This window comes from Arthrobacter crystallopoietes, from assembly GCF_002849715.1.
GTDB lineage: Bacteria > Actinomycetota > Actinomycetes > Actinomycetales > Micrococcaceae > Crystallibacter > Crystallibacter crystallopoietes.
On the sequence record NZ_CP018863.1, the window covers coordinates 3,870,214 to 3,889,354 of the forward strand.

16 protein-coding genes and 1 tRNA gene are annotated in these 19,141 nt (G+C 64.1%); 9 read left to right on the top strand and 8 right to left on the bottom strand.

The window, feature by feature from the left end:
* Positions 1 to 47 precede the first annotated feature (47 nt).
* The 3 genes from gltB to pyk are packed head-to-tail and all read left to right on the top strand — an operon-like array spanning position 48 to position 7,674.
* Positions 48 to 4,676, top strand: a complete 4,629-nt coding sequence (gene gltB / locus AC20117_RS17855; protein ID WP_074702506.1) for a glutamate synthase large subunit — start codon at positions 48 to 50, stop codon at positions 4,674 to 4,676.
* Positions 4,669 to 6,135: a glutamate synthase subunit beta gene (locus tag AC20117_RS17860; RefSeq protein ID WP_074702505.1), complete on the top strand. Its 1,467-nt coding sequence runs from the start codon at positions 4,669 to 4,671 to the stop codon at positions 6,133 to 6,135. Before gltB ends, AC20117_RS17860 begins: the two co-directional genes overlap by 8 nt.
* A 60-nt stretch (positions 6,136 to 6,195) precedes the next feature.
* Complete coding sequence (gene pyk / locus AC20117_RS17865) at positions 6,196 to 7,674, top strand: pyruvate kinase (RefSeq protein ID WP_074702504.1); 1,479 nt, start codon at positions 6,196 to 6,198, stop codon at positions 7,672 to 7,674.
* 68 nt (positions 7,675 to 7,742) lie between these two features.
* Here the strand turns inward: pyk and AC20117_RS17870 are convergent, their stop codons facing one another.
* Positions 7,743 to 8,336 (bottom strand): ANTAR domain-containing response regulator, encoded by a 594-nt coding sequence (locus tag AC20117_RS17870; RefSeq protein ID WP_074702503.1) that lies wholly within the window; start codon positions 8,334 to 8,336, stop codon positions 7,743 to 7,745.
* 150 nt (positions 8,337 to 8,486) lie between these two features.
* Here AC20117_RS17870 and AC20117_RS17875 point away from each other — a divergent pair.
* Positions 8,487 to 8,571: transfer RNA gene (locus tag AC20117_RS17875), tRNA-Leu, on the top strand.
* Positions 8,572 to 8,591: 20 nt separating this feature from the next.
* Here AC20117_RS17875 and AC20117_RS17880 read toward each other — a convergent pair.
* Both AC20117_RS17880 and AC20117_RS23390 read right to left on the bottom strand, forming a co-directional pair.
* A complete protein-coding gene (locus AC20117_RS17880; RefSeq protein WP_179951889.1) occupies positions 8,592 to 9,125 on the bottom strand; it encodes a hypothetical protein in 534 nt (177 codons plus the stop codon).
* Positions 9,126 to 10,111: 986 nt separating this feature from the next.
* Positions 10,112 to 10,252, bottom strand: coding sequence for a hypothetical protein (locus tag AC20117_RS23390; RefSeq protein WP_158300486.1), 141 nt, complete (start codon positions 10,250 to 10,252; stop codon positions 10,112 to 10,114).
* Positions 10,253 to 10,451: 199 nt separating this feature from the next.
* Here AC20117_RS23390 and AC20117_RS17885 point away from each other — a divergent pair, with 199 nt between their 5' ends.
* The gene (locus AC20117_RS17885; RefSeq protein WP_074702501.1) at positions 10,452 to 10,814 is read left to right on the top strand and encodes a hypothetical protein; all 363 of its coding nucleotides are present in this window, start codon (positions 10,452 to 10,454) and stop codon (positions 10,812 to 10,814) included.
* Between the two features lie 57 nt (positions 10,815 to 10,871).
* Here the strand turns inward: AC20117_RS17885 and AC20117_RS17890 are convergent, their stop codons facing one another.
* Entirely contained in the window at positions 10,872 to 11,573 is a 702-nt protein-coding gene (locus AC20117_RS17890; protein WP_074702500.1) for an Rv2133c family protein, read from the bottom strand.
* Between the two features lie 13 nt (positions 11,574 to 11,586).
* Entirely contained in the window at positions 11,587 to 12,246 is a 660-nt protein-coding gene (locus AC20117_RS17895; RefSeq protein ID WP_074702499.1) for an Rv2135c family putative phosphatase, read from the bottom strand.
* A 96-nt stretch (positions 12,247 to 12,342) separates the two neighbouring features.
* Between AC20117_RS17895 and AC20117_RS17900 the strand changes: the two genes are divergently transcribed.
* Both AC20117_RS17900 and AC20117_RS17905 read left to right on the top strand, forming a co-directional pair.
* Positions 12,343 to 13,731 (top strand): magnesium chelatase ATPase subunit I, encoded by a 1,389-nt coding sequence (locus AC20117_RS17900; protein WP_074702498.1) that lies wholly within the window; start codon positions 12,343 to 12,345, stop codon positions 13,729 to 13,731.
* A gap of 27 nt (positions 13,732 to 13,758) precedes the next feature.
* Positions 13,759 to 15,762, top strand: coding sequence for a vWA domain-containing protein (locus AC20117_RS17905; RefSeq protein WP_074702497.1), 2,004 nt, complete (start codon positions 13,759 to 13,761; stop codon positions 15,760 to 15,762).
* Between the two features lie 30 nt (positions 15,763 to 15,792).
* Here AC20117_RS17905 and AC20117_RS23395 read toward each other — a convergent pair whose 3' ends face one another.
* The 3 genes from AC20117_RS23395 to arfB form a co-directional block, all read right to left on the bottom strand.
* A complete protein-coding gene (locus AC20117_RS23395; protein WP_139186836.1) occupies positions 15,793 to 16,239 on the bottom strand; it encodes a hypothetical protein in 447 nt (148 codons plus the stop codon).
* A gap of 203 nt (positions 16,240 to 16,442) precedes the next feature.
* On the bottom strand, positions 16,443 to 17,687 hold the full coding sequence (gene ligD / locus AC20117_RS17915; protein ID WP_074702495.1) for a non-homologous end-joining DNA ligase: 1,245 nt from the start codon (positions 17,685 to 17,687) through the stop codon (positions 16,443 to 16,445).
* 105 nt (positions 17,688 to 17,792) lie between these two features.
* Positions 17,793 to 18,215, bottom strand: coding sequence for an alternative ribosome rescue aminoacyl-tRNA hydrolase ArfB (gene arfB / locus AC20117_RS17920; RefSeq protein WP_074702494.1), 423 nt, complete (start codon positions 18,213 to 18,215; stop codon positions 17,793 to 17,795).
* A 96-nt stretch (positions 18,216 to 18,311) separates the two neighbouring features.
* Here arfB and AC20117_RS24240 point away from each other — a divergent pair, with 96 nt between their 5' ends.
* Together AC20117_RS24240 and AC20117_RS17925 are read left to right on the top strand one after the other, a co-directional pair.
* Positions 18,312 to 18,533, top strand: a complete 222-nt coding sequence (locus AC20117_RS24240; RefSeq protein WP_335644244.1) for a VOC family protein — start codon at positions 18,312 to 18,314, stop codon at positions 18,531 to 18,533.
* Positions 18,534 to 19,139, top strand: a complete 606-nt coding sequence (locus AC20117_RS17925; RefSeq protein ID WP_335644246.1) for a VOC family protein — start codon at positions 18,534 to 18,536, stop codon at positions 19,137 to 19,139.
* Positions 19,140 to 19,141 lie beyond the last annotated feature (2 nt).

Here is a 19,141-nt window from a genome sequence, read left to right on the forward strand (position 1 = left end):
ACGGCGTCCCCTTCTCGAGTTCCACTTACGGGAGAAGGAAAACCGTTATGACTCCTCCGTTCAACGGATCCAGTACACCACGCAACTTCGGCGGCGGGAATGGCAGCGCGCAGGTCGCTTCGCCGTTTACCCGTTTCGCCGCCTATCCTGAACGCGCGGGCCTCTACGACCCCGCCAATGAGAAAGATGCCTGCGGACTGGCAGTTATTGCCACCCTGCGCGGCGAACCCGGACACGACATTGTCGATGCGGCCCTGACCGCACTGCGCAACCTTGAACACCGCGGAGCGGTGGGCGCGGATGAAGGTACCGGGGACGGCGCAGGATTGCTCACGCAGATCCCGGACGAGTTCTTCCGTGCCGTGACCGGATTTGAGCTCCCGCGCGCCGGCGAGTACGCCGTCGGAACTGCCTTCCTCCCGAACGAAGAGTCCGAAGCCGAGGTGGCTCAGGCGGGACTGGAATCACTGGCCGAAGAAGAAGGTCTCGTGGTTCTGGGCTGGCGCGAAGTTCCGATTGTCTCGGACCTGGTCGGCGCCATGGCACGGGCCTGCATGCCGCACTTCGTGCAGCTTTTCCTGGGAATGGATCCCCGCGGCGGCACAGACACATCGGAACTAGACGCCAAGGTCTTCCGCGTCCGCAAGCGTGCGCAGAACAAGTTCGGTGTCTACTTCCCGTCCTTGTCGTCCAAGACCATTGTGTACAAGGGCATGCTGACCACCGCGCAATTGGAGCCGTTCTATCCGGACCTCTCGGACAGCCGCTTCAAGACCAAGCTGGGGATTGTCCACTCCCGCTTTTCCACCAACACCTTCCCATCGTGGCCGCTGGCCCAGCCTTTCCGCACCATCGCGCACAACGGCGAGATCAATACGGTCAAGGGCAACCGGAACTGGATGCGTGCCCGCCAGTCGCAGTTGAGCAATTCTGTTCTCGGGGACATTCCCGAAGAACTGTTCCCGATCTGCACCCCCGGGGCCTCGGATTCGGCTTCGTTTGACGAAGTAGCCGAACTGCTGATGCTTTCCGGCAAGCCGATCACCCAGGCCATCATGATGATGATCCCCGAGGCCTGGGAGAACCACGCCACTATGGATCCGGACCGCCGGGCGTTCTACCAGTACCACTCGATGCTGATGGAGCCGTGGGACGGTCCCGCAGCCGTGTCGTTCACCGACGGCAAGCTGGTCGGCGCGGTGCTCGACCGCAACGGTCTTCGGCCGGCCCGTTACTGGGTCACCGAGGACGGCCTCGTGGTGCTCGCTTCCGAAGTCGGCGTAGTCAACATCGAACCGGAGCGGGTAGTAAGGAAGGGCCGGGTTTCGCCGGGGAAAATGTTCCTTGTCGATACCGAAGCCGGCCGCCTGATCGAGGACCAGGAGATCAAGTCCGAGATCGCCGCGGCGAATCCATGGGGTGAATGGGTCAAGGACAACATGATCCGCCTCGAGGACCTGCCCGAGCGCGAGCACGTAGTCCACACCCCGGCGTCGATCAACCGCCGCCAGCGCACCTTCGGCTACACCCACGAAGAGCTGCGGATCCTGCTGGGCCCGATGGCCCGCACCGGCGCAGAACCGCTGGGCGCCATGGGAACCGACACGCCGATAGCCGTGCTCTCCAAACGGCCGCGGCTGCTGTTCGACTACTTCGTGCAGTCCTTCGCCCAGGTCACCAACCCGCCGCTCGACGCCATCCGCGAAGAGCTCGTCACCAGCATGCGAGGGTCCATCGGCCCGGATGGCAACCTGTTGTCCACCGGCCAGGTGCGCGCAAAACAGGTGGCGCTGAAATTCCCGGTCATCAACAATGATGAGCTGGCCAAGATTACTGCGCTCGAAACCGATGAAGGTGCCAAGGCCGCGCTGAAAGTCCGCGGACTGTACCGTCCCGACGGCGGCGAGACGGAACTGCGCGCCCGGCTGCAGGAGATCTGCGAAAAGGTCTCGGCTGCCGTTAACCGCGGCGTCAAATTCATCATCCTTTCCGACCGCGACTCGAATGCTCAGTGGGCACCGATCCCGTCGCTGCTGCTGACCAGCGCGGTCCACCACCACCTCCTCAAGAGTGCCAACCGCACGAAGATTTCCCTGCTGGTTGAGGCCGGTGACGTCCGGGAAGTGCACCACGTTGCTGTCCTGATCGGCTACGGCGCCTCCGCGGTCAACCCCTACCTGGCCATGGAAAGCTGCGAAGAGCTGGTCCGCAACGGCGACATCCAAGGGGTGACCGAAACCGAGGCCGTCTACAACCTGATCAAGGGCTTGGGCAAGGGCGTCCTGAAAATCATGTCCAAGATGGGCATTTCCACCGTCGCGTCCTACTGCGGCGCGCAGACCTTCGAGGCCCTTGGCCTGGCGCAGGGCATGGTGGACCAGTATTTTGCCGGCACCCAGTCCCAGCTCGGCGGGGTTGGCCTTGATGTCATCGCGGCCGAAACCGCGGCACGGCATGCACAGGCCTACCCGAGCGACGGAATCGAAGATCCCCACCGTTCACTGGAGGTTGGCGGCGAGTACCAGTGGCGCCGTGAAGGACCGCCGCACCTGTTCAACCCGGAGACGGTCTTCCGGCTGCAGCACTCCACGCGTGAGCGCCGCTACGACATCTTCAAGGCCTACACCCAGGGCGTCGATGACCAGTCCAAGGACCTGATGACCCTGCGCGGGCTGCTCAAGTTCAAGACCGGGAACCGCCCGGCCGTACCGCTGGAAGAAGTCGAACCGGTGTCAAGCATCGTCAAGCGGTTCTCCACCGGCGCGATGAGCTACGGGTCCATTTCAAAAGAGGCCCACGAGACGCTGGCCATTGCCATGAACCGCCTCGGCGCCAAGTCCAACACCGGCGAGGGCGGCGAGGACGAGGACCGGCTGCTCGATCCGGAGCGCCGCTCCGCCATCAAGCAGGTGGCTTCCGGCCGGTTCGGCGTCACCAGCCTGTACCTGACCAACGCCGACGACATCCAGATCAAGATGGCCCAGGGCGCCAAGCCCGGCGAGGGCGGGCAGCTGATGAGCCAGAAGGTCTACCCCTGGGTAGCCCGGACACGGCACTCGACCCCCGGCGTCGGGCTTATTTCGCCGCCGCCGCACCACGATATTTACTCCATCGAGGACCTGGCGCAGCTGATCTATGACCTGAAACGGTCCAACCCCTCGGCCCGCGTGCATGTGAAGCTGGTTTCGGAGGTCGGAATCGGCACCGTGGCCGCCGGCGTCACCAAGGCGAAGGCGGACGTCGTGTTGATTTCAGGGCACGACGGCGGCACCGGCGCCAGTCCGCTGAACTCACTCAAGCATGCTGGTGTTCCCTGGGAGCTTGGCCTGGCCGAGACGCAGCAGACGCTGATGCTCAACGGCCTGCGGGACCGCGTGGTTGTCCAGGTGGACGGGCAGCTCAAGACCGGCCGCGACGTGGTGATCGCGGCGCTGCTCGGCGGCGAGGAATTCGGCTTCGCCACTGCACCATTGGTGGTTTCAGGCTGCATCATGATGCGTGTCTGCCACCTCGATACCTGTCCAGTAGGCGTGGCCACCCAGAACCCGGAATTGCGCTCCCGGTTCACCGGAAAGCCGGAATTCGTTGTGAACTTCTTCGAATTCATTGCCGAGGAAGTCCGCGAGATCCTGGCCGAACTTGGCTACCGGAGCCTGGACGAAGTCATCGGCCATTCCGAACTGCTTGATGCTGGCAAGGCCATTGATCACTGGAAGGCCGACGGACTGGATCTGGATCCGATCCTGCGCGGCTACCGTTTTGATGCCCACTCGCCGCTGCGCAACACGACTCAGCAGAACCACGAGTTGGACAAGCACTTCGACAACCAGCTGATCGCGATGAGCGCAGAGGCACTGACCAACCGGGCACCGGTGCGGATCAGCCTGGACATCGTCAACACTGACCGTTCGGTCGGGACCATGCTCGGCCACGAAGTCACCAAGCGCTTCGGCATCGACACCCTGGCCCAGGACACGATCGACGTAACCCTCAACGGCCAGGCCGGCCAGTCGCTGGGCGCCTTCCTGCCCGCCGGCATCACGCTGCGGCTGCTGGGCGACTCCAACGACTATGTGGGCAAAGGCCTCTCCGGCGGACGGATTATCGTCCGTCCGGACCGGGGCAACGTGTTCCCGGCAGAACGCAACGTGATTGCCGGAAACGTGATCGGCTACGGCGCCACCAGCGGCGAGATGTTCCTCCGCGGCCAGGTGGGAGAGCGGTTCCTCGTTAGGAACTCGGGCGCCACCGCCGTCGTCGAAGGTATTGGTGACCATGGCTGCGAGTACATGACCGGTGGAACGGCACTGATCCTGGGCCGGACCGGCCGGAACTTCGGTGCGGGCATGTCCGGCGGCGTGGCCTACGTGCTGGAACTGGACCGGGCACGGCTGAACAAGCAGAGCATGGACAACCAGGAACTGCTGTTGCTCCCGCTGGATGCCGAAGACCGCGAGACCGTTGGCGCCCTGATCAAGCAGCATGCGGAGGAGACCGGTTCCCGGTTGGCCGAGCAGCTGCTGCAGGATCTTGATGCAACCATTTCACGCATGACCAAGGTGCTGCCGCGGAACTACTCGGCCGTGCTGGAAACCCGGGCTACCGCTGAATCCGAGGGACTCGATCCCGACGGCGATGTTGTCTGGTCACGAATTTTGGAGGTAACCGGTGGCTGATCCACGCGGATTCATGAAAGTACGCGAACGCCAGACCCAGCCGAGGCGGCCGGTCCCGGTCCGCATCATGGACTGGAAGGAAGTGTACGAGGCACAGGAAAAGGGCGTGCTGAAGGCCCAGGCCGGACGCTGCATGGACTGCGGCATCCCATTCTGCCATCAGGGTTGCCCGCTGGGGAATCTGATTCCGGAATGGAACGACCTCACCTGGCGCGGCAAGGGACAGGAAGCGATTGAGCGTCTGCACGCCACCAACAACTTTCCGGAATTCACCGGGAGGCTGTGCCCGGCACCGTGCGAGTCGTCCTGCGTCCTGGGGATCAACCAGCCCGCCGTGACCATCAAGCAGGTGGAGGTTTCTATCATCGACGAGGCCTTCGACAACGGCTGGGTCACGCCGCTGGCGCCGGAGCGCCTGACCGGACAGACCATTGCCGTCGTCGGTTCCGGCCCCGCGGGCCTGGCGGTTGCGCAGCAGCTGACCCGCGCCGGTCACACTGTGGCAGTGTATGAGCGTGACGACAAGGTCGGCGGCCTGCTGCGCTACGGGATCCCGGACTTCAAGATGGAGAAAGACCATCTGGAGCGGCGTCTGGAGCAGATGCGTGCCGAGGGAACCCGGTTCCGTACCGGCATCGAAATCGGCAAGGATGTCAGCTGGGAGCAGCTGCGCCGCCGGTACGACGCCGTGGTGATCGCTACCGGCGCCACCGTGCCGCGCGACCTGGCAATACCCGGCCGCGAGCTGGACGGTGTCCACTTCGCCATGGAGTACCTGGTCCAGGCCAACCGTGTGGTGGCTGGCGAGAAGGTGGAGAACCAGATCGATGCCCGCGGCAAGCACGTGGTGATCCTCGGTGGCGGCGACACCGGAGCCGACTGCCTCGGTACGGCGCACCGACAGCAGGCTGCATCGGTCACCACGCTGGCCATTGGCAAGCAGCCGCCTGCCGAGCGTGCCGCGCACCAGCCCTGGCCGACGTTCCCCACACTGTTCGAGGTTGCCAGCGCACACGAGGAAGGCGGCGAGCGTACCTACCTTGCCTCCACCGTTGAATACCTGGGCGACGGCGACGGAAAGCTGCGCGCATTGAAGGTCGCGGAGACCGAATTCGTGGACGGCAAGCGCGTGCCCAAAGCGGGGACCGAACGCGAAATTCCGGCAGATCTGGTCTTGCTGTCCCTAGGCTTCACCGGTCCGGAGCCGGCAGGTATCGCCGAACAGGTGAAGGCAGAGTTCGACAGCCGCGGCAACGTGGTCCGGGACGGTTATTACATGACCAACACGGACGGCATCTTCGTGGCCGGTGACGCTGGCCGCGGCCAGTCATTGATTGTCTGGGCCATCGCCGAAGGGCGCGCCTGCGCTGCCGCCGTCGACAAGTGGCTGACCGGCCAGACGCGTCTGCCCGCGCCGGTGGCACCGACCGACAGGCCGATCGCCGCACTGCCGATGTAATGAACCCGGCTGTACGCCGTGGATACGCCCATAACTGCATGAGAGAACTAGGCTAGGTTTATGAGACGAGCGAAAATAGTTGCAACTTTTGGTCCTGCTATTTCCAGCTACGAAAGCACCTTGGAAGTCCTCAAAGCAGGCGTCGATGTTGCCCGCATGAACATGAGCCATGGCGACTACGGCGTGCACCAGGGAACTTACGAGAACGTACGCCGCGCCGCGGCCGAGCTAGGCAAACCTGTGGGCATCTTCGCCGATCTCCAGGGACCCAAAATCCGGCTCGGCCGCTTCGCGGACGGCCCGCATGACCTGAAGGTGGGGGACACCTTCACCATCACCACCGAAGACATCGAAGGCACGGCCGAGCGGTGTTCGACCACCTTCAAGGGCCTGCCCCAGGACGTCAAGGCGGGAGATCCGCTGTTGATCGACGACGGCAAAGTTGCTCTGCGAGCCGTAAAGGTCACGGACACCGAGGTCGTCACCGAAGTGACTGTGGCAGGTGCCGTTTCGAACAACAAGGGCATCAACCTGCCCGGTGTCGCGGTCAACGTGCCGGCACTGAGCGAGAAGGACGAAGCGGATCTGCGCTGGGCCATCCGCACGGGTGTTGACATGGTGGCCCTTTCCTTCGTGCGCAACGCTGCTGACGTGCGCCGTGTGCACGAGATCATGGACGAAGAAGGCCGGCGCACGCCCGTCATCGCCAAGATCGAGAAGCCGCAGGCCGTGGATGCGCTGGAAGAGATCATTGACGCCTTCGACGCCATCATGGTGGCCCGCGGCGACCTCGGCGTCGAACTGCCGCTCGAGGATGTTCCTGTGGTACAGAAGCGGGCCATTGAACTTGCCCGCCGCTGGGCGAAGCCCGTGATCGTGGCCACCCAGGTGCTGGAATCCATGATTGAAAATCCGAGGCCTACCCGTGCCGAGGCATCCGACTGCGCCAATGCTGTCTTGGACGGTGCGGATGCGGTCATGCTTTCCGGCGAGACCAGCGTGGGCGCGTACCCGCTGGAGACGGTCAACACGATGGCCCGGATCATCGAGTCCACGGAGCAGCATGGACTGGACCGCGTTCCGCCGCTGGGTAGCAAACCCAAGACCCGCGGCGGCGCCATCACCCGTGCCGCCGTCGAAATCGCGAACCAACTGGACGCCAAGTACCTCTGTACCTTCACGCAGTCCGGGGACTCGGCACGCCGGCTTTCGCGTTTGCGTCCGGGCCGGCCGATCTTCGCCTTCACCCCGCTGCAGTCCACCCTGAACGTCATGTCACTGATCTGGGGCATCCAGCCGCTTCTGGTGGAGTTCGTCGAGCATACGGACAAGATGACAGCCCAGGTTGACCGTGTGCTTTACGAGAAAGGACTGGTGGACGTTGACGACCTGGTCGTCATCGCCGCCGGTTCCCCTCCCGGCAAAGCCGGATCGACCAACTCGCTGAAGGTTCACCGTGTCGGCGACCTCGCAGACGCCGGGGAATTGCTGAACGGCTCGAACCCCCGGCATGAGAAGGTGGGTCCCTGGCCCAGTTAGGGCAGGTGCAGCATCATCAAACGCCAGTGGCCGGTCCTGACCAGGACCGGCCACTGGCGTTCGCGGGGCTAGTTGACCTGATTGATGATGGTTTCGGCGACTTCGCGCATGCTCAAGCGGCGATCCATGGAGGTCTTCTGGATCCACCGGAAAGCTTCGGGCTCGGTCAGGCCCATCTTAGTGATGAGCAGGCTCTTGGCCCGCTCCACCAGCTTGCGGGTGGCGAACTGCTCCTGCAGGTCGGAAACCTCGGACTCCAGAGCCTTGATCTCCTGGTGGCGGGAAAGCGCAATCTCGATGGCCGGCACCAAATCGGCGGGGGTGAACGGCTTGACCACATACGCCATCGCGCCGGCATCACGTGCCCGCTCAACCAGTTCCTTCTGGCTGAAAGCGGTCAGCAGCACCACGGGGGCGATGCGGGCCTTCACAATCTGCTCCGCTGCGGTAATCCCGTCCATGACAGGCATTTTGACGTCCATCAGGACCAGATCCGGCTTGAGCTCAGTGGCAAGCTCGACGGCCTTCTCCCCGTTGTCGGCTTCGGCAACGACGTCGAATCCTTCGCCGCGGAGGATCTCGACAATGTCCAAGCGGATCAGAGTTTCGTCTTCGGCGACGACAACGCGGCGTGTGGGGATGGACTCGGTTTGCTCAGACACTGGTACTCCTCGATGAGTTTTTGTAACCCTTTTGCTGCGGTTCTCGGAAATAGCCTATCGGCATGTAGAGTAGATTCGCGCACTCAAGGAGCATGACAGTCTTCACAAAAGGCTGTTGGCCGCCGGAGAATTTACGGCGGCACAGTCCTTGCCCGAGTGGCGGAATTGGCAGACGCGCTGCACTCAAAATGCAGTATCGAAAGGTGTGTGGGTTCGAGTCCCACCTCGGGCACCAGAAGGCCCCTTCTCTTGTACTCAAGGGGAGGGGCCTTGTTCATTTTGCCACCGAGACGTTCCAACGACGGCTTGTTGGCGGTGCGCTGGTGCACGTAAACAGCGTCCCCGAAGTGACACGTGCCGTCCCACGGAAGGGCCGGGTGCAGCGCCCGACAGACCGAGGTGAGGCTTGGAGGTGTTGCGATCATCGCATCTGTCGCCCTTCGCCCTGACGTAGTGCCGCCACACATAGCGCCACGGAATCACAGCCAGGATGATGACGACCATCGAGCAATTGAATATCAGTTCGGACATGGCCGGATCAACGGCGTTGTCCATGATGGCGGGCAAGGCCATGGCAGCGAGCCAGATGAGCTTCCAGATCGACTCGAACAGCAGCAGCGGCAGCATCCGGACCGGATACCGTAATCCGACGAAGGCGAGGATGCACATGGCGGTCAGGATACAGGTGACAACGCCTTCCATCAGGGGCCTGGGAGCGCCGATGCTGAAGAGCTCCGGCACCTTGAAGATGGCGAGGCCAACCGTCATATAGAAATAGCCTGCCCGCATCAGATGGAGACGGTAAAGGGGCAAAGTGTCTGCGGAGGCAGCAGCGGGCGGGGACGGGCTTGATGCTTGCCGAACGGTCATGGAGGGCTCCGGTTTGGCTGGACGCGGCTCTGACATAGATGCAACCCCAGAAGGGGTTATGAGCAGGCTGCGTCGTCGCCGTGCCCGGCTGCCATTCCTATGATTGTGACCGGCGTCTGTTACAGGCGCGTCATTCGATCTTCTAATGGGCGACCGCAGTTCCCACACAGGTATCGGGGCACGAAAGGCCAGGTTGACGCACCCCAGAATTGAGGACTGGGGTAGCCTGAACGTTTTCATGAGCGCAGTCGGGCGCAAAATAGTGGATGTCGGAACGGCCGTTGACGTCCTGTTCCGGCAGTTGCGTATTCCTTGGAGGCGGCCGTCCATCGGCCGGGGTGGGAACACCCGAGAATCCGCGGCAACAGCGAGATGGCTTGAAGTGAGTTGGCTTGGGGAGGCCTGACTTCAGGCCATTTCGCACGTCCGGCTTTCCGCCGTCGAGCCCAGGCAACTCTAAGAGTGAGTTGGAACAGGTGCCGGGGCCAGCAGGCTCTCCCCAAAGTCCTGCCGGTGCCCCGCACCCGATGAGCCGAGACGAGCCGGCAACTGACAGTCCGTGCACTCCCCAGTAACGCGGACTCCGGCTTCAGTACCCGCCATCTGCTGCTCCAAGCGTGGGCGACCGACCTCAAGATTTCCGCAGACCCGGATCAAGTTTGGCTCAAGACCCGCGTCCTGTCTTCCCTACAGGGGCGCCGGAAATATTGTGGTCTTTCGGCGCCGTCCTGCCGTCCCCCGTGGCGGGGCGGCGCCGAATCCACACCAGTCCTTGGCTAGGGTCGGAGCATGACCGACGGGTCCGAGCAGCGGTTCCTCAGAGCCCGATGAGCCCGGCAGGCTGGGATGAGGTTTCCGAGGGCCCGCACCGTGTATCAAAACGCCCGGATACCGTTGGCCTGAAATTACTCAATAATCTCTGTCAACAGCGGCAGGCCGACGGAGAAGAACGTGGTAATGCAGCCGGCGAGGAGCAAGGCCGTCACCACAACGACGAATATCACCAAGGGCCAGCGGCGGGGCTTAAACGCTCCCTTGTCATCCACATCTCCACGGTATGGGCTCAGCCATAAGCCCACCTGTGACCAAACTGTGAAGCTGCTGTAGATGCACGTTAGTCATTCTCCAGGTCCTCCCAATCGCCAGGGTTGCCTCGGTCACCGTCGTCGATAACCTAAATCTACCGGCGTCCGACTGCGGCAGGCATAGGCTGAGTCAGGGACTAACTATGACAGGAGCGGGCAGATGAAACATGAACCAGCAATTCCGGGGATCCACGAGGTTGTGAGGGAACTGACGGATGATCTGGGACCGACCATGGTCTCTGCCCTGGCGGGTGACCGCGTCCGGCTAACGGCTGACGACTGGGTCATGGAAGACGGCCCGGAGCCTGATGAGGATGAGGCAGAACGTCTCCGATTCGCCTACGACCAGTGGCAGCTGCTGGCTGCACAGGGAGCTGACCGTGCCCGGGCTTGGTTTATCGGAGACAACCCGAGGCTCGGTGACGAGTCGCCGGTAATGGCTATCCACGACGGCCGGTTCGATGATGTGAGGAACGCAGCGAACGCTTTCTTGAAGGAAGGTACTCGGTCTGACCGGCGGTGAACCCCAGAACGATGTTCACGAGTAGGCAAAGGTCTACCGCCAGGCATCCTGACTCCATTAGACGAGGGGCCACGGATAACGCAAACCGGTGTCGTCAACCGGCAGCACCCTCTCACGCAGCAGCCGCTTCACCCGAAGCCGCAGGGCGGCAACTTCCATGTCGTTGAGGAGCGCGGCTACCTCGGCAGGTACTGCTTGAGCGAGCGGGGCGATGTCGTCCAGCAGCACGTCCGGGATAGGTTCGCCGGCAAAGTCCCAAATCACCGTGCGCAGTTTGAAGTGTGCCGCGAAGCACAGCCCGTGGTCAATGCCCCATACCCGTCCGTCGTGGCCGCGCAGCACGTGGCCGCTTTTGCGATCAGTGTTGTTGGCGATGCAATCGAACAGGGCGATCTGCGCCAGACAGTCATGGGTTTCGGCTGCTTCGGCGTAGAGCGTGAAGTAATGCTCACGCTCATCGTTCTCGACGAACCACTGTAGTGACCCGATGCCCAAGGGAGAGTCCTCCCGGATCACCGTCGGCGGTACTAGGCCCCACCCCAGATACTCGCTCAGCAAATAGGCCGCACGTTCGCGCCGGTAGAGCCCAGGTTCAAAGTCGGACAGCGGCCGTTCCCCGGCCTCCGGCTTGTAAACTGCCCACGCCGCGCCCTCCCGGCAGGAGACCTGGACGAGGAACGTCGCGTTGCTGCTGCGCAGGATACGTCCGAGCATCTCGATGCGGCCCTCGGCGAGCAGTGTCAGTTGCTGTCCGGACACAGGATGTCCCTTTTCACGACGCCCTCAGCCCGCTCAGTGATTCCAGAGTCGAGTTCACCATAAGGACGGCCGGCGCCTGACCCTCCACATATGAGATGACCGAGACCGAGCACGGGCTGATAAGGATCCTCTGGAAGAGGTCCAGGTGGGTGCCCAGGGCGTGGGCAACGGCGGCCTTGATCGGGTCTGCGTGGGAGAAACAAACGACGACGCCGCCGGCGTGGGCGGTGTAGAGCCCCTCGAGGGTGCCGACCATCCGTGCCTGCATCTGGGCGAAGCTTTCCCCGTCCGGGAAGCGGAAGGCGGACGGTGTGTGCTGTACCGTCTGCCACTGTGGCAAACGCGCCAGCTCGGCGAGCGCGGCTCCGGTCCACGCGCCGAAGTCACACTCGATCAGTCCGGCGTGCTCGTTCACCTTGAGCCCGGTGCAGGCTGCCGTCGGCTCGGCAGTCTCCCAAGCGCGCTCCAGCGGCGAGGAGTAGATACCATCAACCGGAAGGGCTGCCAGCCGTTCCGCGACCCGTTGGGCCTGGACACGGCCTCCGTCCGAGAGGTGTAGTCCGGGGGCGAGCCCGGGCAGCACCGTGCCCGTCGTGGGAGTCTGCCCATGGCGCACCAGAAGGAGCAGGGTACTCGGCGGTGTTGCCGGCGCCGAGGGTGTTGTTGCAGTCATCAAGATCCAGCGTATGCGGTTCCAGGGGCTGACGCGCTGGAATCATCAGAAAGTCCGATGCTCGATTCGCAGCAGTTCGAGGACTACCTTTGAGGTGTGAGTGATCGTCCCGAAATCTTCACCGTTGGTGAATTACGTGCAGCTGGCCATGTCCACAAGGACCTGCGCCACGAGATCCGCGACAACCTGCTCGCCGCGCTCGCCGCAGACCGCGATCCATGGCCCGGCATGTTCGGTTTCAGCCGCACCGTGCTTCCCCAGCTCGAGCGTGCCTTGATCGCCGGCCACGACGTTGTCCTGCTCGGCGAGCGGGGACAAGGCAAGACGCGGCTGCTGCGTACCCTGGTGGGGCTCCTCGACGAGTGGTCTCCGGTGATTGAGGGATCGGAACTGAACGAACACCCATACGAACCGATCACCGAGCAGTCCCGCGCCCATGCCCTCACCGAAGGGGACCGGCTGCGCGTGGCCTGGCGGCACCGCTCGGAACGCTACGTCGAGAAGCTCGCCACCCCTGACACCTCTGTCGCCGACCTTATCGGCGACGTCGACCCGATGCGGGTAGCCGAGGGCCGCCGGCTCGGGGACCCGGAAACTATCCACTACGGTCTCGTCCCACGCTCCAACCGCGGCATCATCGGCATCAATGAACTGCCCGACCTTGCCGAGCGCATCCAGGTAGCGATGCTCAACGTGATGGAGGAGCGCGACATCCAGATCCGCGGCTATGTACTGCGGCTGCCTCTCGATGTGCTTGTCGTCGCGTCGGCAAATCCGGAGGACTACACCAACCGCGGCCGGATCATCACTCCACTGAAGGACCGCTTCGGCGCCGAGATCCGCACCCATTACCCGATCGAGCTGGAAGACGAGGTTGCAGTCATTGCGCAGGAGGGCCGGCTGGTCGCCGACGTTTCGCCTATTATCCTCGAAATCCTGGCCCGCTACACCCGTGCGCTCCGTCAATCGCCGGCGGTTAACCAAAGCTCCGGAGTCTCGGCTCGGTTCGGCATCGCGGGCGCCGAGACGGTCGCCGCGGCAGCACTGCGCCGGGCCGCCGTGCGTGGGGAAGACGAGGCAGTCGCCCGGATCGTCGACCTGGAGAGTGCGGTCGATGTCCTCTCCGGCAAGATTGAGTTCGAATCGGGTGAAGAGGGGCGGGAGCGCGCCGTCCTCGATCACCTCGTGCGCACGGCCACTGCCGAGGCCGTGCGGATGCACTACCGCGGCATCGATTTCGGGCCGCTCGTTGCTGCGCTCGACGGCCACACGACCGTAACCACCGGGGAAGAAGTCACCGCGCGGGAGTTCCTCGCAAACCTCCCGGCTCTTGACGGATCCGACCTGTACGACCAGATCGGGGCGCGACTGGGCGCGAAAAACGAGGGGCAGCGCGCTGCCGCCATCGAACTTGCACTGGAGGGCCTTTTCCTCGCCCGGCGGATTTCCAAGGAGTCCGACGACGGCGAGACGATCTACGGCTAGGAATCAGTACTAGGGATAGGCAGCATCATGAGTGCTCATCACCGGTCCTCCCGGTACGGCCGGTACACGGGCGGACCGGATCCGCTCGCCCCGCCGGTTGATCTGGCCGAGGCGCTTGATGCTGTGGCCGAAGACGTCATGGCAGGCTACTCGCCCCGGCACGCCCTGCAGGAGTTCCTGCGCCGCGGCGGCCGGGACCGGGAAGGGCTGGACGACCTCGCCGGCCGTGTTCAGCAACGCCGTCGGGACCTGCTAAGCCGCCACCGGCTGGACGGCACTCTTAGCGAAGTGCAAAAGCTGCTCGACACCGCCGTGCTGGAGGAACGCAAACAGCTGGCCCGCGACGCCAGGATGGACAACACCGACCGCGCATTCCGGGAGATGCAGCTGCAGAACTTGCCCTCGTCCACCGCGGCAGCGGTCAACGAGCTTGCCTCCTACGACTGGCAATCGAGCACGGCACGGGAGGCCTACGAACGGATCAAGGACCTGCTGGGCCGAGAGGTTCTTGACCAGCGGTTCGCCGGCATGAAACAGGCACTCGAGAATGCCAGCGACGAGGACCGCGAAGCCGTGAGCGACATGTTGCGCGACCTCAACGAGCTGCTCGACAAACACCGGCGCGGCGAGGACACCGACGAAGACTTCCAGAGGTTCATGTCTCAGCACGGCGGCTTCTTTCCCGAGAACCCGCAATCGGTCGAGGAGCTAATCGATGCCCTTGCCCAGCGGGCGGCCGCGGCCCAGCGGCTGCTGCAGTCCATGTCCCAGGAGCAGCGCGATGAGCTGATGCGCCTGTCGGCCCAAGCGTTCGGCTCGCCCGAACTGATGGCGCAGCTCGATCAGCTCGACTCAAGCCTGCGTGCCCTGCGCCCCGGCGAGGACTGGACTGGCTCCGAGCGTTTCGAGGGACAGGAAGGGCTTGGGCTGGGCGACGGTACAGGAGTGCTCCAGGACATCGCTGAGCTCGACGAGCTCGCCGAACAACTCTCCCAGTCCTACAACGGATCCCGTCTGGATGATCTGGATTTGGACGCCCTTGCACGCCAACTCGGTCAGAATGCGGCCGTGTCGGCCCGCGCCCTCGCGGAGATCGAGCGGGCGATGCAGGACGGCGGCTATATGCGTCGCGGTGCCGACGGCGACCTCCGGTTGTCGCCGCAGGCTATGCGGCGGCTGGGGAAGTCGCTGCTGCGGGACACTGCCAAGCAGCTCTCCGGCCGCCAAGGACGCCGGGATACGCGTGTCGCCGGGGCCGCGGGTGACCAGACCGGTTCCAGCCGTGAGTGGCAGTTCGGCGACGCCGAGCCGTGGGACGTCACCCGCACCTTGACGAACGCCATCCGCCGGACGATGGCCGACGGTGGCGATCCGAGCCGGGGCTTGCGCCTCGGAGCGGGTGACATCGAGGTAGCGGAAACGGAGGCCCGTACGCAGGCCGCCGTCGTCCTGCTCGTCGATGTGTCGTTCTCGATGGCCGCCGAGGGACGCTGGGTGCCGATGAAACGCACCGCGCTCGCCTTGCACCACCTCGTCTCAACCCGTTTTCGCGGGGACCGGCTGCAGCTGATTACTTTCGGCCGTTACGCGCAGTCGATGGACATCGGCGACCTCACGGCCCTGCCGGCGCTCCGGGAGCAGGGAACAAACCTGCATCACGGCCTGCTGCTGGCCAATCGGTTCTTCCGGCGGCACCCTTCAATGCAGCCCGTACTCCTTGTAGTGACCGACGGCGAACCGACCGCGCACCTGCTGGCGGAAGGCGAATCGTGGTTCTCCTGGCCGCCGGATCCGGAGACAATCCGCGTAACAGTGGCCGAACTCGACCGGCTTGGACGTGCCGGCACGCAAGCCACGTTCTTCCGGCTCGGCGACGACCCAGGGCTCGCGCGGTTCGTCCAGAACATGGTCCGGCGAATTGACGGCCGGGTCGTCGCTCCAGAGCTGGGGGATCTCGGTGCCGCCGTTGTGGGGGAGTACCTCCGGGCCCATTTCCATGGCACTTACGACGACGTCGATTGGAGTTCGTAGACCCCGCGGCCCGCTCCGCGGCGGGCTAACCTAGGGTGCTTCTGTAGGCGAAACAGCCAAGGCCCACATGCCTTTAGTGTTCGCTCCGTCCACCTTGACAGCGATTTTTCCCACTGGCAGGTCCATGGTGGTGGTAACGGCTGGGCCGCATGGCGTTATGCCGGATCCGATCTCACCGCCGGTCCCGGTGATCTTCACCGAGATCGAAGTAGGACCCTGGCAAGCAATGCTGATGCTGTACCAGCCGGGCTGCTCAGGTGTGAAGCTCGTTCCGGCTTCGCTGCCCGGCGCTATGCCACCGGCACCACCCGACATTCCCTCGGCCTGCCACAGGTCAGAACCGAAGACTTCCTGAGCCCACGCATTCGGATCGCGTTCTTGGAAACTCACAGAGTCCGTCGACTCGCCACCCACGCATGCAGTCAACCCAAGGAGGAGTATTGCGGCGGAAGCGAAAAGTGTCCAACGACGGGTCATATCCGCAGCCTAGCCGACAACGCCAACATTGGTCAGCGGTCAGTGCCGGAGGCTGCTCATGATGATCCCACAGTCTCACCGTCGGATTGACCGGCGACAATTCAAACTTGACCTAATCGAATCGTGTTCCGAGGGAGTCGCTCAGCTCAACGTACAGGGGAAGGTCCGACTTGTCGCACACCGGTACGCACGAGAGGGTGGGGTCATGATCCAGGGCGCCCCGGCCACTCCTTGCCTGCCCAAGGGTCGTAATCAGCGATGAGCTCTTCCTGTGGTGGACGCTCCGCTTCGGGGACGTGCTGCAGGTTGACCCGGACCCTGTACCAAAGCGAGCTCGATCCGCGCATCCCATCCACGAGCACATCGGCCGGGTGCAGGGCTTGGACGAGATCCGCATGCCGGGTCTTCCACTCGTCGAGCGCAGCGAGTGCCTCGGGCTTGGTCTTGGTGCGTGCCACCTCGATGAGCGGCATCATCGACTGCCGGCGGCCGGAGCCGTCGCCGCCGCGTGGCGGCTTCTCGGCGGGGCCGAGCTCGGCTGCCAAAGCGAGGAGGCCGTCGAGTGTACCGACCGCGTCGTCGATGCCGGCGTGAGGATCTCCCAGCTCGGCGAACCGCTCGGACACCGTGCGCACGGTGAATTGTTCGGGTCGGGTGGAGCGGACCTCGTCCCATGCGAGCGGCGTCGAGACGCGGGCATCGGGCAGGGACCGGACCGAATACGCCGACGCCACGGTGCGGTCCTTGGCGTTCTGATTGAAGTCGACGAACACGCTCTCGCCGCGCTCCTCCTTCCACCACCGCGCGGTGGCGAGGCCGGGAGCGCGGTTCTCGACCTCACGGGCGAGGGTCTCGGCGGCGAGCCGCGCGTCGCGGTACGACCACTTCGGCGCAATGCGCACCAGAATGTGGAGTCCGCGTGACCCGCTCGTCTTGGGCCAACCCACCAGTCCCACGTCGTCGAGCACCTCGCGCGCTACATACGCGACGTCGACGATCTGCGACCAGCCGACACCCGGCATCGGATCGAGGTCGACCCGCAACTCGTCGGGGTGCTCGAGGTCCTCGGCGCGCACAGGGTGCGGGTTGAGGTCCAGGCATCCAAGATTCACCACCCAGGCCAAGCCGGCTGCATCCCGGATGACGGTCTCTTCGGCCGATGTCCCCGATGCGTAATGCAGTGTAGTTGTGTCGATGAAATCGGGGTGGTTTTCCGGCACGCGTTTCTGGAAGAACGGCTCAGCGTCGATGCCCTTCGGGAAGCGCTTGAGTACCATCGGCCGGCCACCGGCGCCGCGCAGCGCACCCTCCGCAACGGAGAGGTAGTAACGAACCAGATCGAGTTTCGTCAGCCCGGGCTCGGGGAAAACCATCTTGTCCGGACTCGAGATGCGGACCTCGGAGCCGGCGATGGTGAGGATCTCGGCCGGGGTCTTCGACGGCGTCATTCCACCACGCTAGCAACGATCGGCTGTCCCAGCCACAGCTGTGCGGCAACCGAAATTGTTCCGAAAGGGGCGCAGGCCCAGCTTGGTGGTGTCGACCGGACAGTGCTACTCAGCGGACGGTCGCTTGCGTTGCTGTTTTGTCGCAGCGCGTTGTTGCTTTGCTTGGAGGCGCCGCCGGTTCGATGCCCGGGTGGGTTTGGTCGCCCGGCGGCGAGCAGCTTCGGGAGCAAGGCCCTCTGCCACAAGGTCGGCGAGCTTGGCCAGCGCAATTTCCCGATTGCGCAGCTGGGAGCGCCGCTCCGAGGCGGTCACTGTGATCACTCCGGCGATGAGACGTGGACCGAGACGCGTGACCAGCATCAGCCGTTGCTCTTCTGAAAGCGCCGCCGAGTCCGCGATGCTCCACGAGAGCTCGACGCGGCTGTCCGATGTGTTGACGTGCTGGCCCCCGGGCCCGGACGACCGCGAGAACCGCCAGCTCAGTTCCGACGCGGGAATTGTGAGCGCGCGCGATACCTCCAGATCCATGGAACCAGCCTTGCACAATTTTGGAGTTTTCCCGCTGCGGGCAGTTCCCAGCCGCGCCATGAATGGCTAGGCTGTGCGGGTGGATTGGAGCCAGTCATGACCAAGCGCACGTACCCGCCGGGCGTCCCGTGTTGGATCGACACGGAGCAGCTCGATGTCCAGGCAGCTATTGATTTCTATGGCGGCATTTTCGGCTGGTCGTTTGAAGATGTTCTGCCTGCGGGATCGCCGGACCGCTATGTGATTGCCAAGCTCGACGGACAGGATGTCGGCGCCATCGCTGGCCCCGGCGAGGGGACGCCCAAGTGGAATACCTAGGTGGCCGTTGACAGCGCGGACGCCGCGGCAAAGCGTCTGGTTGCCGCCGGTGCCGTCATCCGATCGGCCCCGGCCGATGCGGGTGTGGGCGGCCGCGGGGCAGCGCTGGCTGATCCGGAGGGCGTCGAGTTCCGCCTTTGGGAAGCCAGGCGGCGGCCGGGCGCTCAGCTGGTCAATCAACCGGGCGCATGGAATTTCAGCGACCTCCATACGGCCGATGCCGACGCGGCCATTGCCTTCTACGGGCTGGCCTTTGGCTGGCAAATAGACGACATCGGCTTCGGCAGGATGATCCGCCGGCCCGGCTATGGCGACCATCTGGAAGCGACCATCGACCCGGGCATCAGAGCCCGGCAGTCGGAGATAGCCACCCTGGTAGGGTTCGAGGACGCGGTTGGCTGGCTCGCTCCGGTTACCCCTGGCGAGGCGCCGCATTGGCATGTCACGTTCACCGTGGCCGACCGCGACCAGACCGTGATTGATGCCCAGCAGCTGGGCGCGCAGGTTCTCGGCCAGGACGACAACGAGTGGACCCGCAGCGCCTTGATCCGCGATCCGCAGGGCGCGGAGTTCACCGCCAGCCAATTCGCGCCGACGGGCTTCTGAAG

Bases quoted from the DNA above. Each gene is read 5' to 3' on its own strand.
- gltB (WP_074702506.1), top strand. From the start codon at position 48: ATGACTCCTCCGTTCAACGGATCCAGTACACCACGCAACTTCGGCGGC.
- pyk (WP_074702504.1), top strand. From the start codon at position 6,196: ATGAGACGAGCGAAAATAGTTGCAACTTTTGGTCCTGCTATTTCCAGC.
- AC20117_RS17880 (WP_179951889.1), bottom strand. From the start codon at position 9,125: ATGCGGGCAGGCTATTTCTATATGACGGTTGGCCTCGCCATCTTCAAG.
- AC20117_RS17885 (WP_074702501.1), top strand. From the start codon at position 10,452: ATGAAACATGAACCAGCAATTCCGGGGATCCACGAGGTTGTGAGGGAA.
- AC20117_RS17895 (WP_074702499.1), bottom strand. From the start codon at position 12,246: ATGACTGCAACAACACCCTCGGCGCCGGCAACACCGCCGAGTACCCTG.
- AC20117_RS17905 (WP_074702497.1), top strand. From the start codon at position 13,759: ATGAGTGCTCATCACCGGTCCTCCCGGTACGGCCGGTACACGGGCGGA.
- AC20117_RS23395 (WP_139186836.1), bottom strand. From the start codon at position 16,239: ATGACCCGTCGTTGGACACTTTTCGCTTCCGCCGCAATACTCCTCCTT.
- ligD (WP_074702495.1), bottom strand. From the start codon at position 17,687: ATGACGCCGTCGAAGACCCCGGCCGAGATCCTCACCATCGCCGGCTCC.
- arfB (WP_074702494.1), bottom strand. From the start codon at position 18,215: ATGGATCTGGAGGTATCGCGCGCGCTCACAATTCCCGCGTCGGAACTG.
- AC20117_RS24240 (WP_335644244.1), top strand. From the start codon at position 18,312: ATGACCAAGCGCACGTACCCGCCGGGCGTCCCGTGTTGGATCGACACG.